Source organism: Mesorhizobium sp. P2_A8 (assembly GCF_056404935.1).
Genome location: NZ_JBFUDB010000001.1, coordinates 929,260 through 947,762, shown reverse-complemented (window position 1 = coordinate 947,762; position 18,503 = coordinate 929,260). Strand labels below are relative to the sequence as shown.

The window sequence follows — 18,503 nt, the reverse complement described above, 5'->3', positions numbered from 1 at the left end:
AGTCGGATTGTACTACTGAAATACTATCCGATCTTCCCAGAAACGCGATAGGCAGATCATAATATTTTAAGGGATATCGAACCGGCGCAATCCGCTCTCGGTGAGTATTTCCGCAATGACAACGTCATGGTTTTCGTCCGGCACCTGTGCCACCTCCTGGCAGTCGAAGGCGATGCCGATCAGCCGTGGCGGCAGCCCCTTGTCGATCAGCTTGGCGATGGCGCGGTCGTAATAGCCGGCGCCATAGCCGATACGGTGACCGCGCGCGTCGAAGGCGGCAAGCGGCACCAGCATCACCGAAGGGTCGAGCACCTCGGCTTCTTCATGCGGGCCGACAGTGCCGAAGCCCATCTCGACCATCGGCGCGCCGCGCACCAGTTCGCGAAAGACGATGGTGGTCTTGTCGAGAATGGCCGGCAGGCAAAGCCTTGCCCCTTGCTCGCGCAAGGCAAACATCAGCGGCCGCACGTCGACCTCCGAGCGCATCGGCCAGAAACCGGAGACGATCTGGCCCGGTTCGACCGCGAGGTGATCGCGCGCCGTCTCGGCCATTTCGAGCGCCGCCTCCAGCCGCCAGAACGCATCCAGCGCATCGCGCCGGCCGAGTGCTTCCTTGCGGAGGTGTTTTTTCAGTTCTTTTGGAGAGGTCATGGAGCCAGGGTAGAAAAAGTCGGATTTGAACGGAGGGGCAGGAACGACGTTTTCTACCGCATGATCCACCGAAATGTCAGTGGATGCTTGGCCTTGAGCGACGATCCACACAACCGGTGGAGAGAGCGATCCCGGGAACCTACAAAGTAGGTGGGCGCCGTATGAGAAAACCCACGGGTCTTCCCAGGGACAGCTCCCTAAGGATCGTTAAGGCCCCGGGGAAAATGTTCTCCTGCCGGGAAGCACAGACCGTCTCACTCAATATAGGCTGCTGGTCGACCAAGCGCCAGTGAGACGGGCATTCTTTCCGTGTCGGGTTCACGGCCTCGCCGCCGCCAACAAGCCACCCTTGCACAGGCAGGGCGGCGTCCTTACGGTCGTCATGACCAACCAGGGAGCAAAAATGCGTTTCGAAGGCACGGCGGCCTATGTCGCCGACAAGGATCTGATGGTGGCGGTCAACGCGGCTATCGCGCTCGAGCGGCCCTTACTGGTCAAGGGCGAGCCCGGCACCGGCAAGACCGAGCTCGCCAGGCAGGTGGCCGCCGCACTCGGCCTCGACCTCATCGAATGGCACGTCAAGTCGACGACAAGGGCGCAGCAGGGCCTTTACGAATACGACGCCGTCTCGCGGCTGCGCGACAGCCAGCTTGGCGACGCACGTTTCAACGACATCAGGAACTACATCAAGCGCGGCAAATTGTGGGAGGCTTTCGCGGCCGGCAGGAAGGTCGTGCTTCTGATTGATGAGATCGACAAGGCCGACATCGAGTTCCCCAACGATCTGCTGCAGGAACTCGATCGGATGGAGTTCTTCGTCTACGAGACCGGCGAGACCATCCGCGCCGCGGTCAGGCCGATCGTCATCATCACCTCCAACAACGAGAAGGAACTGCCGGACGCCTTTCTGCGCCGCTGCTTCTTCCACTACATCCGTTTCCCCGACGTCGAGACGCTGCACAGAATTGTCGACGTGCACTATCCCGGCATCAAGCAGAATCTGGTGCAGGCGGCGCTGACCCAGTTCTACGAGATCCGCGAGGTGCCGGGGCTGAAAAAGAAACCGTCAACCTCAGAGGCGCTCGACTGGATAAGGCTTCTGGTCGCCGACGACATCGCCCCGGAAGACCTGCGCGCCGACCCGAAGAACGCCCTGCCCAAGCTGCATGGTGCCCTTTTGAAGAACGAACAGGACGTGCATCTGTTCGAGCGGCTGGCCTTCATGGCGAGAAGGCAGGGTTAGCGCTTTCCCCGGCTGTGGACTGTTGCCGCCAGCCGAACAGGCAGGCAGCTTCGGCCAGAACCCTTCGGAGGAGACAAAATGACCGAGATCACCGTCCGCCCGCTGGCGCAGTCCGACCATGCCGACTGGCAGCGGCTGTGGACCGCTTATCTCGCCTTCTATGAGACCAGGCTGCCGGAGGAGGTCTACGCCGTCACCTGGAAGCGGCTGTTCACGGCGGGTGAGTTCGATCCGAAGGGCTTCATTGCCACCCTCGACGGCAAGGCTGTCGGCCTCACCCACTACCTCTATCACCGCTCCTGCTGGGCGGAGCAGAACAACTGCTACCTGCAGGACCTGTTCGCCGACCCAGAGGTGCGCGGCAAAGGCATCGGTGCGGCGCTGATCGAGGCGGTGAAACACGAAGCGGCAGGGATCGGCGTCAAGAACGTCTACTGGATGACGCACGAGACCAATGCCACGGCACGCAAGCTCTACGACCATGTGGCGCGCCGGACCGGCTTCATCGAGTATGATCTGCTGTAGATAGACAATGTTCATCCCATTCTTCCTCGAACTGAAGGCAGCGCGTGTTCCCGTTTCGCTGCGGGAATATCTGTCGCTGCTGGAGGGGCTGGAAGCCGGGCTGGTCGACTACGACGTCGAGGGTTTCTACTATCTCGCCCGCACCGCACTGGTGAAGGACGAACGCCACATCGACCGCTTCGACCAGGTGTTTGCCCATGTCTTCAAGGGTGTTGAGGCGCTGGGCGGGCCGGATGCCGTGGACGTCGCGAACCTCCCGGAAGAATGGCTGCGCCGGCTCGCCGAGAAGCACCTGACCGACGAGGAGAAAAAACTGGTCGAGGCACTCGGCGGTTTTGAAAAGCTGATGGAGACCTTGAAACAGCGGCTCGAGGAGCAGAAAGGCCGACACCAGGGCGGCTCGAAATGGATAGGCACCGGTGGCACCTCGCCCTTCGGCGCCTATGGCTACAATCCCGAAGGCGTGCGCATCGGCCAGCACGAAAGCCGAAACCGCCGCGCCGTAAAAGTCTGGGATAAGCGCGAGTTCAGGAATTTCGACGACGCCGTCGAACTCGGCACGCGCAACATCAAGATCGCGCTCAAGCGCCTGCGCCGCTGGGTGCGCGAAGGCGCCGAGGAGGAATTCGACCTGCCCGGCACCATCCACGCCACCGCCGAGCATGGCTATCTCGACGTGCAAACGCGGCCGGAACGCCGCAATGCCGTGAAGCTCTTGATGTTCTTCGATGTCGGCGGCTCGATGGACGATCACATCAAAGGTGTCGAGGAATTGTTCTCGGCCGCCCGCGCGGAATTCCGCCAGCTCGAATATTTTTATTTCCACAACTGCCTCTACGAGGGCGTGTGGAAGGACAATCGCCGCCGTCACGCCGAGACGATCCCGACCTTCGACCTGCTCCACAAATATGGGCCGGACTACAAGGTGATCGTCGTCGGCGACGCCTCGATGAGCCCCTACGAGATTGCCCACCCCGGTGGCTCCGTCGAACACTGGAATCCGGAAGCAGGCAGCGTCTGGCTCGGCCGCCTGCTGCAGCAGTGGCCCAACGCGGTATGGCTGAACCCCGAGGACCAGAAGAACTGGGGTTATACCCATTCGATTGCCATGATCCGCGACATCTTTGGCGGCCGCATGTTCCCGCTGACGCTCGCCGGGCTCGAAGGCGCGACGAAGCAGCTTTCAAGGAAGCATTGAATAGCCACCGACGGGAAACCCGATGACCTGCTTTCTCTGCCTGCAATGCGGCGTCCAGTTCGCGGCAACCCAGGAACCACCGGACCACTGCCCGATCTGCGAGGACGAGCGGCAATTTGTGCGCTGGGAAGGCCAGGCCTGGATCACGTCGCAGGAGCTCGCTCACGGACACCGGGTCATGGTCAGGGACGACGCCGGTGTTCTCGCTTTCGGCATCGAACCGCGCTTCGCCATCGGCCAGCGCGCACTGCTGGCGCAGACGCCGCACGGCAATGTGCTGTGGGACTGCATCTCGATGGTCAACGACGAGGCAGTGGCCGAAATCAACCGTCGCGGCGGCCTGACAGCGATCGCCATCTCGCACTGCCACTTCTACTCGGCGATGGTCGAATGGAGCGAGGCGTTTGGCGGCGTGCCGATCTATCTCCATGCCGACGACCGACAATGGATCCTACGACCGCACAAGGCGATCATCAGTTGGGAGGGCGAGACGCTCTCCCTGAACCCGTCACTGACGCTCATCCGCTGCGGTGGCCATTTTGCCGGCAGCCAGGTGCTGCACTGGAAACGCGATGGCGGCAACGCCATCCTGACTGGCGATACTGTGCAGGTGACGCCGACGCGTCGCCATGTCAGCTTCATGTACAGCTACCCGAACCAGATTCCGCTCAACGCGGCCGCCGTACGCCGCATTGCGACGGCACTGGAGCCGTTCCGGTTCGACCATATCCACGGCGCATGGTGGAACCAGAATGTCATTGGCGATGCAAAGGCGGCATTCGACACATCGGTCGCCCGCTATCTCAGGGCCATCGCATGAAGGCACGACCGAAAATGCGGGCAAACTCTGTAACAAATGCCTATTTGCTGCGAATATGACGTTGCAATCAACAACGAGCCGGCAAGGCTGAGGAGATCAAATGGACACCCACACCTACCCCATCACCCGCACCGACGCCGAATGGCGCGCCCGGCTGACGCCGGAGCAATACGCCGTCATGCGCGGCCACGGCACTGAGCGGCCGGGCAGCTGCGCCCTGCTCTATGAGAAGCGTGCCGGCACGTTTTCCTGCGTCGGCTGCGACCAGCCTCTGTTCGAATCCAAGCTGAAGTTCGAGAGCGGCACCGGCTGGCCGAGCTTCAACGACCCGGTGCCCGGATCGGTTGAGAACACCGTCGATCGCAGCTACGGCATGGTCCGCACCGAATGTCATTGCGCCCGCTGCGGCAGTCATCTCGGTCATGTCTTCGAGGACGGCCCGCCGCCGACCGGCCTGCGCTATTGCATCAACGGCGTGGCGCTGAAATTCGAGCCGGCAATTTGAGCCCAACACGATCGCTGGGTAGACGGAAAGGGTGGCTGCGGCTGCCCTTTTTCATGCGCAGCAGGAGCCCGGCGAATGCGACAGGCGCCATGTCCGCGCTGTCAGATCACGACCACCAGGATCAGCCACAATGTGGCGCCAAGCGTCATCAATGAGGCCTTGGCGCCCTTGTCCTTTTCCGTGGTTCGCCATACCGCAAACGTCAGAAAGATGTTGTAGGGCACCGGCGCGAAATGCGCCGCCAGAGCCAGCGCGAGCGGCAGCTTCAGTGCGAGCAGGATGATCGCGACCACCGAAAATGCGACGTTGATCGCGGTGCCGACAAGGACGAGGTCGCGCCAGAACAGCCGATCGAGTGGCATCTGGCCTTGCCAGCGTGAGCGGAAGAAGGATCGGATGCCTTCTGGCAACACCTGCGAACTATCCCTGTCCCAGGACTTCGGTCACCGCGCGTTCGATGCGCGAGGCCTCCGTCACCAGCCAGTCGGCCATGGCCGGCCAGTTGTCTTCGGCATAGCAGTTCACCCGCCACATCGAATTGATGCCAAGGCCCTCGCAACTCTGTTCGGGCTTAAGCTTCAGCCTGTCTTCGATCGCCGGCTGGAACGGCTTCAACCGCGACCAGGCTTCCGTGGCGCCAAACTTCTCGTTGCGGCCGAAGAAGACGCCGACATGGTTCTGCGCCGGCGCGACATACATGGAAAGGACCAAGGCGAAATCGGGCATTCCGCGCTGCCAGAACCAGGGTCCGCGCCTCGCCATCAGAGTCCTTTCTTCCGGATGCCGTTCGGCGAACAGCGCCCAGAAGCCGCGCTGGCGGAATTCAGAGGCGCGGCGGGCGCCGAAGTCGAATTCGCTCATGGTTCGAACCGTATCTCCGGCAACCGCGTTGGGCGCCGGGCCGGTTAGTCTTACACCATGCCGAGCGCGGCCTTGTACAGGTCGAGGATGGTTTCCTCCTCCTGCCGCTCAGCCTGATCCTTCTTGCGCAGCCGGATGATCGTGCGCATCGCCTTGGTGTCGAAGCCGGTGCCCTTGGCTTCGGCGAACACTTCCTTGATGTCGTCGGCAATGGTCTTCTTCTCCTCCTCGAGCCGCTCTATGCGCTCGATGAAGGCACGCAGCTGGCCGGCGGCAACAGTCTGGCTGGTCTCGGTGATATCGTCGGCCATGTTTTCTCCACATCGTTCCTGCGCCGCGACTCGGGGGACTACGGCGGCAAATTTGAGCCGGTTCGATGCCCGACCGGCGGCGGCGGGTCAAGCGGTTATCGATGCGGCCTGTCGAGACGTTGGACAGGACGTGACAATCCGGCCTCAATCCGGATCCGAGACCTTTTCAGAATTCGCTCCGGTAAGCCGGATGGCATGGTTTCGAGAGCCGGCGCGCAGCAGACATTCCGGTCCATGAGCACCGGAAGCGCAGAAACCCGCGTCAGGTGACCGCCGGAGTAGAATTCTCAAAAGGTCTCAATTGAAGGCGATCAGCAGATCCTTGGCGTCGATCTGATCGCCGGCCTTGACCAGCACCTCGGCGACCGTGCCGTCGCGCTCGGCATGCAGCGCCGTCTCCATCTTCATCGCCTCGATGGAAAGCAGCACGTCGCCGGCCTTCACAGCCTGGCCGGCGGCAACCGAAAGCGCCGAGACGACGCCCGGCATCGGCGCGCCGACATGCGCCTCGTTGCCCGGCTCGGCCTTGCGGCGGGCCTTGGCGGCGGACGCACCATGCGCCCTGTCGGGCACCTTGACGCGGCGCGGCTGGCCGTTGAGTTCGAAGAACACGGTGACCATGCCCTTCTCGTCGACATCGCCGATCGCCAGGCAGCGCACCACCAGCGTCTTGCCCTTCTCGATGTCGACGAAGATTTCGCCCTCCGGCTTCATGCCGTAGAAATAGGTCGGCGTCGGCAGGACGCTGACCGGTCCGTAGGTCTCCTGCGCGCCGGCGAAGTCGGAAAACACCTTCGGATACATCAGCCACGAGGCGAATTCGAACTCCGAGAGCTTGCGCTCGAGCTTCTCCTCGATTTCCTTGCGGCTGGCCGTGAGATCGGCCGGCTTGAGCAGCGAACCAGGCCGCACCGTGATCGGCTTGTCGCCCTTCAGCGCCTTCTTCTGCAGCGCCGCCGGCCAACCGCCGGGCGACTGGCCGAGATCGCCGCGCAGCATCGAGACGACCGAGTCCGGAAAGGCGATATCCCTGGCCGGATTTTCGACATCGGCGACCGTCAGGTCCTGGCTGACCATCATCAATGCCATGTCGCCAACGACCTTGGACGACGGCGTTACCTTGACGATGTCGCCGAACATGAGATTGACGTCGTGATAGGTCTGCGCCACCTCGTGCCAGCGTGTCTCGAGCCCAAGTGAGCGCGCCTGTTCCTTGAGATTGGTGAACTGTCCGCCCGGCATTTCGTGCAGATAGACTTCCGAGGCCGGTCCCTTGAGGTCGCTTTCGAAGGCGGCGTACTGGTTGCGCACCGCTTCCCAGTAGAAGGAGATCTTGCGGATCCATTGCGGGTCGAGGCCCGGGTCGCGCTCGGTGCCTTTCAGCGCCTCGACGATCGAGCCCAGGCAAGGCTGCGATGTGTTGCCGGAAAAGGCATCCATCGCCGCGTCGATGGCATCGACACCGCTCTCCACCGCCGCCAGCACCGTCGCCGCCGACAGGCCTGACGTGTCGTGGGTGTGAAAATGGATCGGCAGATCGGTCGCCTCGCGCAGCGCCTTGAACAGAACGCGTGCGGCGGAAGGCTTCAACAGGCCCGCCATGTCCTTGACCGCGATGATGTGGGCGCCGGCCGCCTGCAATTCGCCGGCGAGGCCGACATAATATTTGAGATCGTATTTGGCTCGCGCCGGGTCGAGTATGTCGCCGGTGTAGCACATCGCCGCTTCGATCAGCTTGCCCTCGGTGCCGACCGCGTCCATGGCGACGCGCATGTTCTCGACCCAGTTCAGGCAGTCGAACACGCGGAACAGGTCGACGCCGCCGCTTGCCGCCTGCTTGACGAAATGCTGCACGACATTGTCGGGATAGTTGGTATAGCCGACGCCGTTGGCACCGCGCAGCAGCATCTGCAGCAACAGATTGGGCGCTGCCTCGCGCACCAGCGACAGCCGCTCCCATGGATCCTCGGTGAGGAAGCGCATGGCAACGTCGAAAGTGGCGCCACCCCAGCATTCGAGCGACAGAAGCTGCGGCAGGGCGCGCGCATAGGTGCCGGCGATGCCGGCAATGTCATGCGTGCGCACACGTGTCGCCAGCAGCGACTGATGGCCGTCGCGCATCGTCGTATCGGTGACCAGAACTTCCTTCTGCTCGCGCATCCAGGCGGCGAATTTCTCCGGTCCGAGCACGTCCAGCTTCTGCTTGCTGCCGCCCGGCACGTTGCCGTTGAGGTAGGGCACGACGGGGGCGGCCGCGTCGGCCTTCGGCTCCGGCCGCCCCCGCGTCTCGGGATGGCCGTTGACCGACACGTCGGCAAGATAGTTGATGAGTTTGGTGGCGCGGTCCTGCCGCTTCACCTGCTGGAACAGTTCCGGCGTCGTGTCGATGAACTTGGTGGTATAGGAATTGTCGGCAAAGCTTGGGTGATTGATGATCGCTTCGAGGAAGGTCAAATTGGTGGCGACGCCGCGGATACGGAACTCGCGCAATGCCCGGTTCATGCGGGCAATGGTCTCGGCCGGCGTCGGTGCCCATGCCGTCACCTTCTCAAGCAGCGGATCGTAGAAGCGGGTGATGACCGCGCCGGAATAGGCGGTGCCGCCGTCGAGGCGGATGCCGAAGCCGGTGGCTCCGCGATAAGCGGTGATGCGGCCGTAGTCCGGGATGAAATTGTGCTCGGGATCTTCGGTGGTGATGCGGCACTGCAGTGCATGGCCGTTCAGCCGGATGTCTTGCTGCGCCGGCACGCCCGATTCCGGCGTGCCGATGGCAAAGCCGTCGAGGATGTGGATCTGTGCCTTGACTATGTCGATGCCGGTCACCTGCTCGGTGACGGTGTGCTCGACCTGGATGCGCGGATTGACCTCGATGAAATAGAACTTGGCCGTATCGGCATCCTGCAGGAACTCGACCGTGCCAGCACCGATATAGCTGGTCTCGCGCGCGATCTTCAGCGCGTAGCCGCAAAGCTCCTCGCGCTGTGACATTTGGAGATATGGCGCGGGCGCACGCTCGACGACCTTCTGGTTGCGGCGCTGGATCGAGCAGTCGCGCTCGAACAGGTGCACCGCATTGCCATGCGTGTCGCCCAGTACCTGCACCTCGACGTGGCGGGCGCGCTCGATCAGCTTTTCGAGATAGACCTCGTCCTTGCCGAAGGCGGCTTTCGCCTCGCGCTTGCCTTCCATGACCTCGCGGGCAAGATCGGCCTCGGAGCGGATGGCGCGCATGCCGCGCCCGCCGCCACCCCACGATGCCTTCAGCATCACCGGATAGCCGATCTCCTTGGCCAGCTTCTTGACCGCGCCCATGTCGTCCGGCAGCGGATCGGTGGCCGGGATCACCGGCACGCCGACCTCGATCGCCAGATTGCGCGCGGCAACCTTGTTGCCGAGCCGGCGCATCGTGTCCGGCTTCGGCCCGATGAAGGTAATGCCGGCGACGGCGCAGGCTTCGGCGAATTCGGGGCTTTCCGACAAAAGCCCGTAACCGGGATGGATGGCATCGGCGCCGGAAAGCCTGGCGACGCGGATCACTTCCTCGATCGACAGGTAGCTTTCGATCGGACCCATGTCGCGGGTCAGGTGCGGCCCGCGCCCGACCTGGTAGCTCTCGTCGGCCTTGAAGCGGTGCAACGAATACTTGTCCTCCTCGGCCCAGATCGCCACGGTTTTGAGACCGAGTTCGTTGGCCGCGCGAAAAACGCGAATGGCGATTTCGGATCGGTTGGCAACGAGGATCTTCGTGATGGCCAAGGACGAACTCCGGACAGTGTCGGGGAGGGAAACAGACGCCATGATTAGCGCGAAAATGCTGCAGCGCAAACAAAATTGACGCTGGATTAAACCGATTGAAATGGAATCTTTGCGCCAAACCTGGTCGCATTCGGTCGAACGCGCAAGAAAGCGCCGAAGCTGCCGTTCAAGGCACGTTCCTTTTCCGGCCAAAGGCCAGGCTGTAGCGGCTTTCCGGACTCATCGGAAAGGGGAGCGCCCAAAAGAAAAATGCCCGGCGCGAGGCGCCGGGCATCCGTAAGTCTAGAGGCCGACAGGCTTACATCTTCTGGATGTAGGTGTACTTGCCGTCGTCGCCCTTCTTCCACTCGTACATGACGTAGCCGGGCAGCGTCGGATCGCCCTTGGCGTCATAGGACAGGTCGCCGAGCACGGTCTTGAACGGGCCGTTTTCATGCAGTGCCTTGGCAACTGCCTGCGGGTCGTTCGACTTGGCGGCCGTCGCTGCTTCCGTAAGCGCCTGCACGGCAGCGTAAGCGTAGAGCGTGTAGGCTTCCGGCTCGAAGCCCTGCGCACGGAACTTCTCGACGAGTTCCTTGTTCGCGGGGATCAGGCGCGGATCCGGGCCGAACGTGTTGAGCGTGCCCGCGACCGCGTCGCCTGCGATCGAAGCCAGTTCGTTCGACACGATGCCGTCACCGGAGACCAGTGTCGCCTTGAGGCCCTGGTCAGCCGCCTGGCGGATGATCAGGCCGGCTTCGGTGTGAAGGCCGCCCCAATAGATGATGGAGACGCCGGCTTCCTTCATCTTGGCGATCAGAGCCGAGAAGTCCTTGTCGCCGACGTTGATGCCTTCATACATGACTTCCGTCAGGCCCTTGGCGTTCATTGCCTTCTTGGTTTCGTCGGCAAGGCCCTGGCCGTAGGTGGTCTTGTCGTGCACGACGGCGATCTTGGCGTCCTTGAAGTTCGCGGCGAGATAAGCGCCGGCAATGCTACCCTGCTGGTCGTCGCGTCCGCAGGTGCGGAACACGTTCCACAGGCCACGCTCGGTGAACTGCGGGTTAGTGGCCGCCGGGGTGATCTCGACGATGCCGTTTTCCGCATAGACTTCCGATGCCGGGATCGACACGCCCGAGTTGAAGTGGCCGACCACGAACTTGACGCCGTCGCCGACGAACTTGTTGGCGACCGAGATGCCCTGCTTCGGATCGGAGACGTCGTCACCAACCTCGAGCTTGATCTGCTCGCCGTTGATGCCGCCCTTGGCATTGATGTCGGCGACAGCCGCTTCCGCACCCTTCTGAAGCTGTGCGCCGAAGGCTGCGTTCGGACCAGTGATCGGACCGGCAACGCCGATCAGTACATCAGCCCACGCGTTGCCGCCGAACGCGACCAGCGCGGTCAGGGCGACGGCGGACAAAAGTGACTTTTTCATTTAAACGCTCCCATTTACGGAGTGGGCGTGGATGAAGCTTTCATGCGATGCCCACCCTTATCGCAGAAAGCATAGTTTGCCGATTTTCAGGCACTTGTCACGCCGATTCATCCCCGAAGCGGCGTTAATGGTGAGCGTCAACCTTTCGGTTTCCAGCTCAAGATTGAAGCTCTTTCATAGAGCCAATTATACTGCGTCACCATCTGGTTGGTGCGCGTGTATTGATAGCCGACGAAGCCGAGGATCATCAGCACGATGGTGTCGACGACGTAGTAGTGCAGCGAGAACATCGTGCCGCCAAACAGCGCGTGATGGATGAAGCGGATGCCGATGCCGAGGCCCAGCATATAGGCGAACAGCTGGATGAAGCTGCGCCATGTCTGGGCGCTGGCCTTGCCCGTCATCCAGGCCGCCCAACCGCCGAGCAGACAGGTGACGAAGAAGAACTGCCAGATCGACGGCTCCTCGTAGAGAATACCCTGCATGGTGAAGTCTCCTGAGCTCAGTGGTGTCCGCCTTCGAGATAGGCGGCGCGCACTTCCGGATTGGCGAGCAGCTCCTTGCCGGTGCCGCTCATCGTCACGTTGCCGTTGACCATGACGTAGCCGCGCGTGGCGAGCTTGAGCGCGCCGAAGGCGTTCTGCTCGACCAGGAACACGGTCAGCCCCTGGGTGCGGTTCAGCTCGCGGATGGCGTCGAAGATCTGCTTGACGATCAGCGGCGCCAGACCCAGCGACGGTTCGTCGAGCAAAAGCAGCTTCGGCCGCGCCATCAGCGCACGTCCGATCGACAACATCTGCTGCTCGCCACCCGACAGCGTGCCGCCGCGCTGGCCGATACGCTCCTTGAGCCGCGGGAACAGCGTGAACACCTTCTCGACGTCCTCGTCATAGTGCTTGAGGTTGTCGAGGCTGGCGCCCATTTGCAGGTTTTCCATCACCGTCATGCGCGGGAAGATGCGCCGGCCTTCGGGCGATTGGGCGATGCGCATGCGAGCGATTTCATGCGTCGGCATCTGGGTAATGTCGGTGCCGGCGAAGGTGATGGTGCCGGCGCGGGCGCGAGGCGCGCCGAAGATGGTCATCATCAGCGTCGACTTGCCGGCGCCGTTGGCGCCGATCAGGGCCACGATCTCACCCTCGTTGACGGTGACATCGACGCCGTTCAGCGCCCGGATGTTGCCGTAATAAGTCTGCACGCCCTTGATATCGAGCAGCGTTGTCCCGGCCATCACTTGCCCCCTCCGCGCTTGCCCGCCACAGGCTTGGCGGCGGCAGTCTTTCCGGAAGCCGTGGTCTTTCCGGAAGCTGCATTTGCAGTCTTTCCGGACGCATGGCTGGTCGCCACCTTGCCCGCATCGACGCGACGCGAGAATTCCGTGTCCTTGCCCTTGCCGAGCAGCTTGGCCTGCTTGACCCATTCCTCACGAGCGATGCGCCCATCGAAGGCAAGATAGGCTTCAGCGGCCTCGACATCTGATTTCTTCCAGGCGCCGATCTGGTCGAAATGGAAGATGCCGTGCTCGTTGAGCTTCTTCTCGTTGACCGTGCCGATGCCCTTGATGCGGGTCAGATTGTCGGCCTTGCCGCCGCGGGGCGCCGCCAGCCTGTTGGAGATTTCCCCAACCTTGGCCGCTGGCGCTTTGGCGGCTGCCGGAGTCTTGGCTGCCGGTTTGGTCGGTGCGGACGCAGCGGTCGACTTCACCGCCGTTCCGGTTGCCACCTTGGACGCCGCTTTCGGAGCAGGCTTTGCCTTCGCCGCTGGAGCGGGCTTCGCGGCCGGTACGGCAGCCAGCGAGGCCGCCTTGCTTGCCGCGGCAATCGATCTTGCGTCGACCTGGTCGGCCTTTGACGCGCCCTTCGCCACCGTTACCCGCTCGCCCGAAATGTGCCCGACCGTGTCGGTCACCGGCCCGGCGAGATACGATGACGATGTCCCCGGACCGTGCGCGCCATCAGGCCCGGTATCGAGCTGTTCGATGACGTCTTCGTCGCCGACTTCGGTGAGGACCGCCTCGACTTCCTCGTCGTCGACGCCGAGATAGGCGGCGATGACGCGCGGATCGGTACGCACCGATTGCGGACTGCCGTCCGAGATCTTGCGGCCATATTCCAGCACCACGACATGGTCTGAAATCTGCATGACCACCGACATGTCATGCTCGATCAGCAGGATCGAGGTGCCCGTGGTGTTCTTGATGTCGATGAGCAGTTCGTTGAGCGACGCCGATTCCTTTGGATTGAGACCGGCCGCCGGCTCGTCCAGGCACAGAAGCTCCGGACCCGTGCACATGGCGCGGGCGATCTCGAGGCGGCGCTGTGCGCCATAGGGCAGGTCACCGGCCGGATCGTCGGCACGATCGACAAGATTGGCCTTCTCCAGCCAGTGCCTGGCGAGGTCGATCGATTCGGCCGAGGCCTTGCGATAGCTCGGGAAGCCGAACAGGCCAAGCACCGTATAGCCCGAGGCCTTCATCAGCTTGTTGTGCTGGGCAACCAGAAGGTTCTCCAGCAACGTCATGCCCGAGAACAGGCGGATGTTCTGGAAGGTGCGCGCCACCTTGGCGCGCGCCGGGATCTCGTGATTGGGCAGACGTTCGAGCAAATAGCTGGAGCCGTCGTTCCGGTTGAGCGTGATCATGCCTTCCGACGGCTTGTAGAAGCCGGTGATGCAGTTGAACACGGTGGTCTTGCCGGCACCGTTGGGTCCGATCAGCGCGGTGATCTCGCCGCGCTTGGCGGTGAAGGACAGGTCGCCGATGGCGACCAGGCCGCCGAACTTCATCGACAGGTGATCGACCTGCAGGATGGCCGCGTTCATGGGTGTGCTCGCATTCATCAGCCGTGGCCCTCCTTGGTGAAGGAACTGGAGACAGCCCTTCGCTCCTTGAGGAAGGCGGTCGGTTCGCGACTGCCGACGAAGCCGCGCGGCTTCCACAGCATGACGATGACCATGGCCATGCCGAACAGAAGCATGCGGTAGAGTTCGGGGGTGAAGTCCGGCCCGAAGATCTGCTTGAGGAAGTCGAGTTCGCGCAGCGCCTCGGTGCCGCCGATCATCACCAGTGCGGCAACCGCTATGCCGACCAGCGAGCCCATGCCGCCGAGCACAACGATGGCCAGGATGATCGCCGATTCCAGGAAGACGAAGGATTCCGGGCTGACGAAGCCTTGCCGCGCGGCGAAGAAAGAGCCGGCGAAGCCGCCGAACATGGCGCCTGTTGCAAAAGCCGTGAGCTTGGTCGTCGTCGTGTTGATGCCCAGCGACCGGCAGGCGATCTCGTCCTCGCGCAGCGCTTCCCAGGCGCGGCCGACCGGCAGGCGGCGCAGCCTGATGGTGACGAAGGCGGTGAGCAGGCACAGGCCCAGGATCAGATAATAGAGGAAAATCTTGTAGTAGGCGCCTGATTGAGCGATGTGCAGCACCTTGGCGATATAGTTCGGGTCTGACACGTTGAACGACATCAGGCCGAAGAAGCTCACCTTGGGAATGCCGGAAATGCCGGCCGAGCCGTTGGTGACCTCGCGCCAGTTGATCAGCACCAGGCGGATGATCTCGCCGAAAGCCAGCGTGACGATCGCCAGATAGTCGCCGCGCAGGCGCAGCACCGGGAAACCGAGCAGCACGCCCCAGAAGGCGGCCATGGCGCCGGCTGCCGGCAGCAGGATCCAGAACGACAGGCCGTACTGGGTGCCGAGCAGCGCATACGCATAGGCGCCAAGTGCATAAAAGGCGACGTAGCCGAGGTCGAGCAGGCCGGCGAGGCCGACAACGATATTCAGGCCCCAGGCCAGCATCACGTAGATCAGGATCTGGATGCCGAAATTATCGACCCATTTCAGCGAGCCCTGCAGCCCGCCGGCAATCGACCAGGCGCTCAGCGACAGCACCGCGACTACGAGGATCGGGTACAGCACCAGCGCGGCAATGCCGAGTTTGGTGAAGTTGGCATGGATGAAGGCCCTGAAATAGTAGATCACGCAAGCCAGTACGTAGATGACCGCCAGGGCGCGCAGGAATTGCAGATAGCCGGCCGGTTCTGCTCCCACCCATCCGGCGAGAGAGCTGTTGAACACGAACAGCAGCACCGCCGCGACAACGGCCCCGATGAACGCCGGCAACTGGAAGAAGCGTGATGCCACGCTGCCTGGCAACAGGCCGGTGGCGACGTCGGCGATCTTCTGGTTGGCTATGAACGGCTGGCCATAGGCGACATAGAGGAAGCGGCCGACGGCTGTGGCGATCACCACGGCGGCGAGCAGGCCCCAGCGTGTGGTCACGACCAGTTCATTGGAGATGTTCTGGCCGGTCTTCAGGCCAATGAACAGCACGAACAGGCCAAGCGAGATGGCGCCTGCGTAGAACGCCTCGCGCAACGCGCGCTGCACAGGGGTGGCGACGACGTCGCGCTCCGGAGATACGGTGACGGCCATGATCTCAGACCTTTTCGACTTCTGGCCGGCCCAGAATGCCGGAAGGCAGGAAGATCAGCACGATCGCCAGGATCGAGAACGCCGCGACGTCCTTGTAGTCGATCGAGAAATACGCCGACCACATGCTTTCGATGAAGCCGATCATCAGCCCGCCGAGGACCGCGCCCGGCAGTGAGCCGATGCCGCCGAGCACCGCGGCGGTGAACGCTTTCACACCCGGCGTGAAGCCGTCGGAGAAGGCGATGACGCCGTAATACATCAGGAACAGAGTGCCGGCGACGGCGGCGAGCGCCGCGCCCATGATGAAGGTGATCGAGATCGTGCGATCAACGTCGATGCCGAGCAGTGCCGCCATCTTGCGATCCTGCTCGCACGCTCTTTGCGCCCGACCCAGCGATGTCCTGTTGACCAGATACCAGAACAGCGCCAGGAGCGCTGCCGTGACGGCGACGATGATGATCTGCTTCAGCGACACGCTGATGCCGTTGATGTTGTAGACCTGGCTGACCATCGGCGGGATCGGCTTGTTGCGCGGCCCCTGGGTCACCTGGACGAAGTTCGACAGCGCGATCGACATGCCGATCGCGGTGATCAGCGGCGCCAACCGGAACGAACCGCGCAGCGGCCGGTAGGCCACCTTCTCGATCGTCCAGTTGTAGAGGCTGGTGAGCAGCATCGCCACGATCATCATGACCAGCAGCGCGACGACGACGGGCACCGAATAGAACAGCGCGCCGAGGACGAGGAAAACGATCAGCGCCGTGAAGGCGCCCACCATGAAGATGTCGCCATGGGCGAAGTTGATCATGCCGATAATGCCGTAGACCATCGTGTAGCCGATCGCGATCAGCCCATAGATCGATCCCAGCGTCAGCCCGTTGATAAGCTGCTGGACAAAGTACTGCATGTGTACGTGGCTCCCCTGGAATGTCGCCCATGCAGACGCATTCCTTTTCGTATTTCCCCTAGTCGTAAAGTTTCGAGCCCGGATTGCAACGTCATTTTTCAATCGTCATGCGCGTTTTGCCGACACGCCGTCGGATTGCCCGTTTTCTCCCATCCGGCCCCTGGACTATCGCGGACCCTATCATTGGCATAACGCAATGTCTTTGACGATTCGACCGCATCATGCGCCCCGTTTCGAAGAAATCACCGTCAAAATTAGGTGATAAGAGGAATCGTTGCGTTGCTGACATCATCCGTTTTTCGCCCCGTCGCTTTCCGCGGGGTGAGGTTTCCCATTACCCGACCACAAGAACATGCGCGAACGGATCGCGGCCGTTGAGAAAGATGGCGTTCAATCCGGTCACCCGTGCCCAGCCGCCGATCGAGGGTGCGGTAGTTCCCCCTGGGCACTCAGTAGGCAGACCCGCCATTCTCGCTCAGGACATGCCGCTCGGTGCCATCAAGGGGAGGATTGAATACGCTGACCAGGATCATGTCGCCGGCAGCATCGGCACGCAGATAGTGGTCGTCATGTTCATCGAGCACATAGATCGTGCCCGGCTCGATACGATGCACCTCACCGGACATGTCTTCGACCTCACCGGTGCCGGCGATGCAGTAGCAGGCCTCGAAATGTCGCCGATAGTGGAGGCGTGACTCGCTGCCTGCACGCACAACGGTATGACAGACGGTGAACCCCATGCCGTCCTTTTGTGTCAGCAGGCGGTGGCTGGTGCCATTGCCCCAATCCACGAAGAAGTCAGATTTTTCTACATCAGCCAATTGTCTGGTGAACATGATCGCTTTCCCTGCGTATCGTCAAATGTCCGGCGTCTCCGGTGATGGACCGGAAAAAGACCCGAAATCCGACTGCAGAAATGCCGCAAGATAGGCACGTCTTCAAATGATTGCTTCTCACCCGATATGTTAGTAAATTTTACATATGGAATATGTCCCGCTGAACGCCGTCCGGGCTTTCGAGGCTGCTGCACGTCATCTCAGTTTCTCCGCTGCCGGCGAGGAGCTGCACGTCACTCATCCGGCCATCAGTCACCAGATAAGGCGACTGGAGGAGTGGTTGGGCGTGCCGCTTTTCCACCGGGATGCGCGCAAGGTGCGGCTGACGGACGCCGGGGTTATCCTCCAGGCCTCGGCGAGCGGGGCACTTGCCGAACTCGGCGCCACATGCCGGCGCATTCGGCGCAATGCAGCGGTGGCGACCGTATCCGTGGGCTGCATACCTTCCATTGCCAGCCGTTGGCTCGTGCCCCGCTTGCCGGACTTCACCGCCGCCCATCCCGATATCGGCATGCGGGTGGCTTATGCCCGGGCCGAGGAAAGGCTCGGCGATGGCGAGAACGATGTGCTGATCACGCTTGGGGCGGATCCGACGCCCGGCGTCACCAGTCTCAAGCTGTTTTCACGCCTGAACCGGCCGGTATGCAGCCCCTATTACTTCGCTGGCAAGGACCATCTGCGAACACCTGCGGGTATGGCAGGGGCGGACCTGCTGCATGACGAGAACCGCCAGGGTTGGCGCGAGTGGTTCTCCGAGGCCGGACTGCCCAATGTCGATGTCGGCAACGGACCCGTCTTCGCCGACTTCAACATTCTGGCAACGGCGGTCATCGCCGGCCACGGCGTGGCCCTTTGTCCCGTCGACGTTTTTCGGGACGAATTGAATCGCGGCGATCTGATTGTTTTGTCGCAGGTCGCAACCAACCGCGACAAGGGCTACTTCCTGACGATGTCGGTGGATGCCGCGCCCGCAGCCCTTACCTTCGCCGACTGGTTTCGCCAGGAGGTCTCGGTCGATGCCGCGGCAGATGATCGGTAGA

The 18,503-nt window shown here is 62.3% G+C and carries 18 protein-coding genes and 1 other RNA gene; 6 read left to right on the top strand and 13 right to left on the bottom strand.

Translation table 11 applies throughout. The features are described 5' to 3' along the window. Positions 1–66: 66 nt before the first annotated feature. On the bottom strand, positions 67–651 hold the full coding sequence (locus tag AC1D10_RS04620; protein WP_477269117.1) for a 5-formyltetrahydrofolate cyclo-ligase: 585 nt from the start codon (positions 649–651) through the stop codon (positions 67–69). 98 nt (positions 652–749) lie between these two features. After that, positions 750–905, bottom strand: a non-coding RNA gene (gene ssrS / locus AC1D10_RS04615) — 6S RNA. 149 nt (positions 906–1,054) lie between these two features. Here ssrS and AC1D10_RS04610 point away from each other — a divergent pair. The 5 genes from AC1D10_RS04610 to msrB all read left to right on the top strand — a co-directional run bounded on the left by AC1D10_RS04610 (position 1,055) and on the right by msrB (position 4,942). Next, positions 1,055–1,894 (top strand): AAA family ATPase, encoded by an 840-nt coding sequence (locus AC1D10_RS04610; protein WP_477269115.1) that lies wholly within the window; start codon positions 1,055–1,057, stop codon positions 1,892–1,894. Positions 1,895–1,972: 78 nt separating this feature from the next. Next, on the top strand, positions 1,973–2,419 hold the full coding sequence (locus AC1D10_RS04605) for an N-acetyltransferase family protein (RefSeq protein WP_477269113.1): 447 nt from the start codon (positions 1,973–1,975) through the stop codon (positions 2,417–2,419). A 7-nt stretch (positions 2,420–2,426) separates the two neighbouring features. Next, positions 2,427–3,617, top strand: coding sequence for a vWA domain-containing protein (locus tag AC1D10_RS04600; protein WP_477269111.1), 1,191 nt, complete (start codon positions 2,427–2,429; stop codon positions 3,615–3,617). 22 nt (positions 3,618–3,639) lie between these two features. Further along, positions 3,640–4,437, top strand: a complete 798-nt coding sequence (locus AC1D10_RS04595; protein ID WP_477269109.1) for an MBL fold metallo-hydrolase — start codon at positions 3,640–3,642, stop codon at positions 4,435–4,437. 100 nt (positions 4,438–4,537) lie between these two features. After that, on the top strand, positions 4,538–4,942 hold the full coding sequence (gene msrB, locus AC1D10_RS04590; protein ID WP_477269107.1) for a peptide-methionine (R)-S-oxide reductase MsrB: 405 nt from the start codon (positions 4,538–4,540) through the stop codon (positions 4,940–4,942). A 101-nt stretch (positions 4,943–5,043) separates the two neighbouring features. On the opposite strand, the gene AC1D10_RS04585 is transcribed toward msrB, so the two are convergent. The 11 genes from AC1D10_RS04585 to AC1D10_RS04535 all read right to left on the bottom strand — a co-directional run bounded on the left by AC1D10_RS04585 (position 5,044) and on the right by AC1D10_RS04535 (position 17,463). Further along, on the bottom strand, positions 5,044–5,355 hold the full coding sequence (locus tag AC1D10_RS04585; RefSeq protein WP_477269105.1) for a hypothetical protein: 312 nt from the start codon (positions 5,353–5,355) through the stop codon (positions 5,044–5,046). A gap of 7 nt (positions 5,356–5,362) precedes the next feature. Beyond that, positions 5,363–5,803, bottom strand: a complete 441-nt coding sequence (locus AC1D10_RS04580) for a hypothetical protein (protein ID WP_477269103.1) — start codon at positions 5,801–5,803, stop codon at positions 5,363–5,365. 50 nt (positions 5,804–5,853) lie between these two features. Then, positions 5,854–6,114 carry a DUF2312 domain-containing protein gene (locus AC1D10_RS04575; protein WP_352695314.1) on the bottom strand — a complete coding sequence of 87 codons (261 nt, stop codon included), beginning with the start codon at positions 6,112–6,114 and terminating at the stop codon, positions 5,854–5,856. A 297-nt stretch (positions 6,115–6,411) separates the two neighbouring features. Beyond that, entirely contained in the window at positions 6,412–9,870 is a 3,459-nt protein-coding gene (gene pyc / locus AC1D10_RS04570; RefSeq protein ID WP_477269100.1) for a pyruvate carboxylase, read from the bottom strand. 298 nt (positions 9,871–10,168) lie between these two features. Beyond that, a complete protein-coding gene (locus tag AC1D10_RS04565) occupies positions 10,169–11,287 on the bottom strand; it encodes a branched-chain amino acid ABC transporter substrate-binding protein (protein ID WP_477269098.1) in 1,119 nt (372 codons plus the stop codon). 137 nt (positions 11,288–11,424) lie between these two features. After that, on the bottom strand, positions 11,425–11,772 hold the full coding sequence (locus tag AC1D10_RS04560) for a DUF6867 family protein (RefSeq protein ID WP_379099815.1): 348 nt from the start codon (positions 11,770–11,772) through the stop codon (positions 11,425–11,427). A 17-nt stretch (positions 11,773–11,789) separates the two neighbouring features. Continuing rightward, complete coding sequence (locus AC1D10_RS04555; protein WP_477269096.1) at positions 11,790–12,518, bottom strand: ABC transporter ATP-binding protein; 729 nt, start codon at positions 12,516–12,518, stop codon at positions 11,790–11,792. Then, positions 12,518–14,125, bottom strand: coding sequence for an ATP-binding cassette domain-containing protein (locus AC1D10_RS04550; RefSeq protein WP_477269095.1), 1,608 nt, complete (start codon positions 14,123–14,125; stop codon positions 12,518–12,520). Before AC1D10_RS04550 ends, AC1D10_RS04555 begins: the two co-directional genes overlap by 1 nt. Next, positions 14,125–15,720 carry a high-affinity branched-chain amino acid ABC transporter permease LivM gene (gene livM / locus AC1D10_RS04545; protein ID WP_477269094.1) on the bottom strand — a complete coding sequence of 532 codons (1,596 nt, stop codon included), beginning with the start codon at positions 15,718–15,720 and terminating at the stop codon, positions 14,125–14,127. The genes AC1D10_RS04550 and livM overlap by 1 nt, the downstream gene beginning before the upstream one ends. A 4-nt stretch (positions 15,721–15,724) precedes the next feature. Further along, positions 15,725–16,627, bottom strand: a complete 903-nt coding sequence (locus AC1D10_RS04540; protein WP_379099826.1) for a branched-chain amino acid ABC transporter permease — start codon at positions 16,625–16,627, stop codon at positions 15,725–15,727. A gap of 449 nt (positions 16,628–17,076) precedes the next feature. Beyond that, positions 17,077–17,463 (bottom strand): ectoine synthase, encoded by a 387-nt coding sequence (locus tag AC1D10_RS04535; protein ID WP_379099829.1) that lies wholly within the window; start codon positions 17,461–17,463, stop codon positions 17,077–17,079. Between the two features lie 145 nt (positions 17,464–17,608). Here AC1D10_RS04535 and AC1D10_RS04530 point away from each other — a divergent pair, with 145 nt between their 5' ends. After that, positions 17,609–18,502 (top strand): LysR substrate-binding domain-containing protein, encoded by an 894-nt coding sequence (locus tag AC1D10_RS04530; RefSeq protein WP_477269093.1) that lies wholly within the window; start codon positions 17,609–17,611, stop codon positions 18,500–18,502. Position 18,503: the final 1 nt, after the last annotated feature.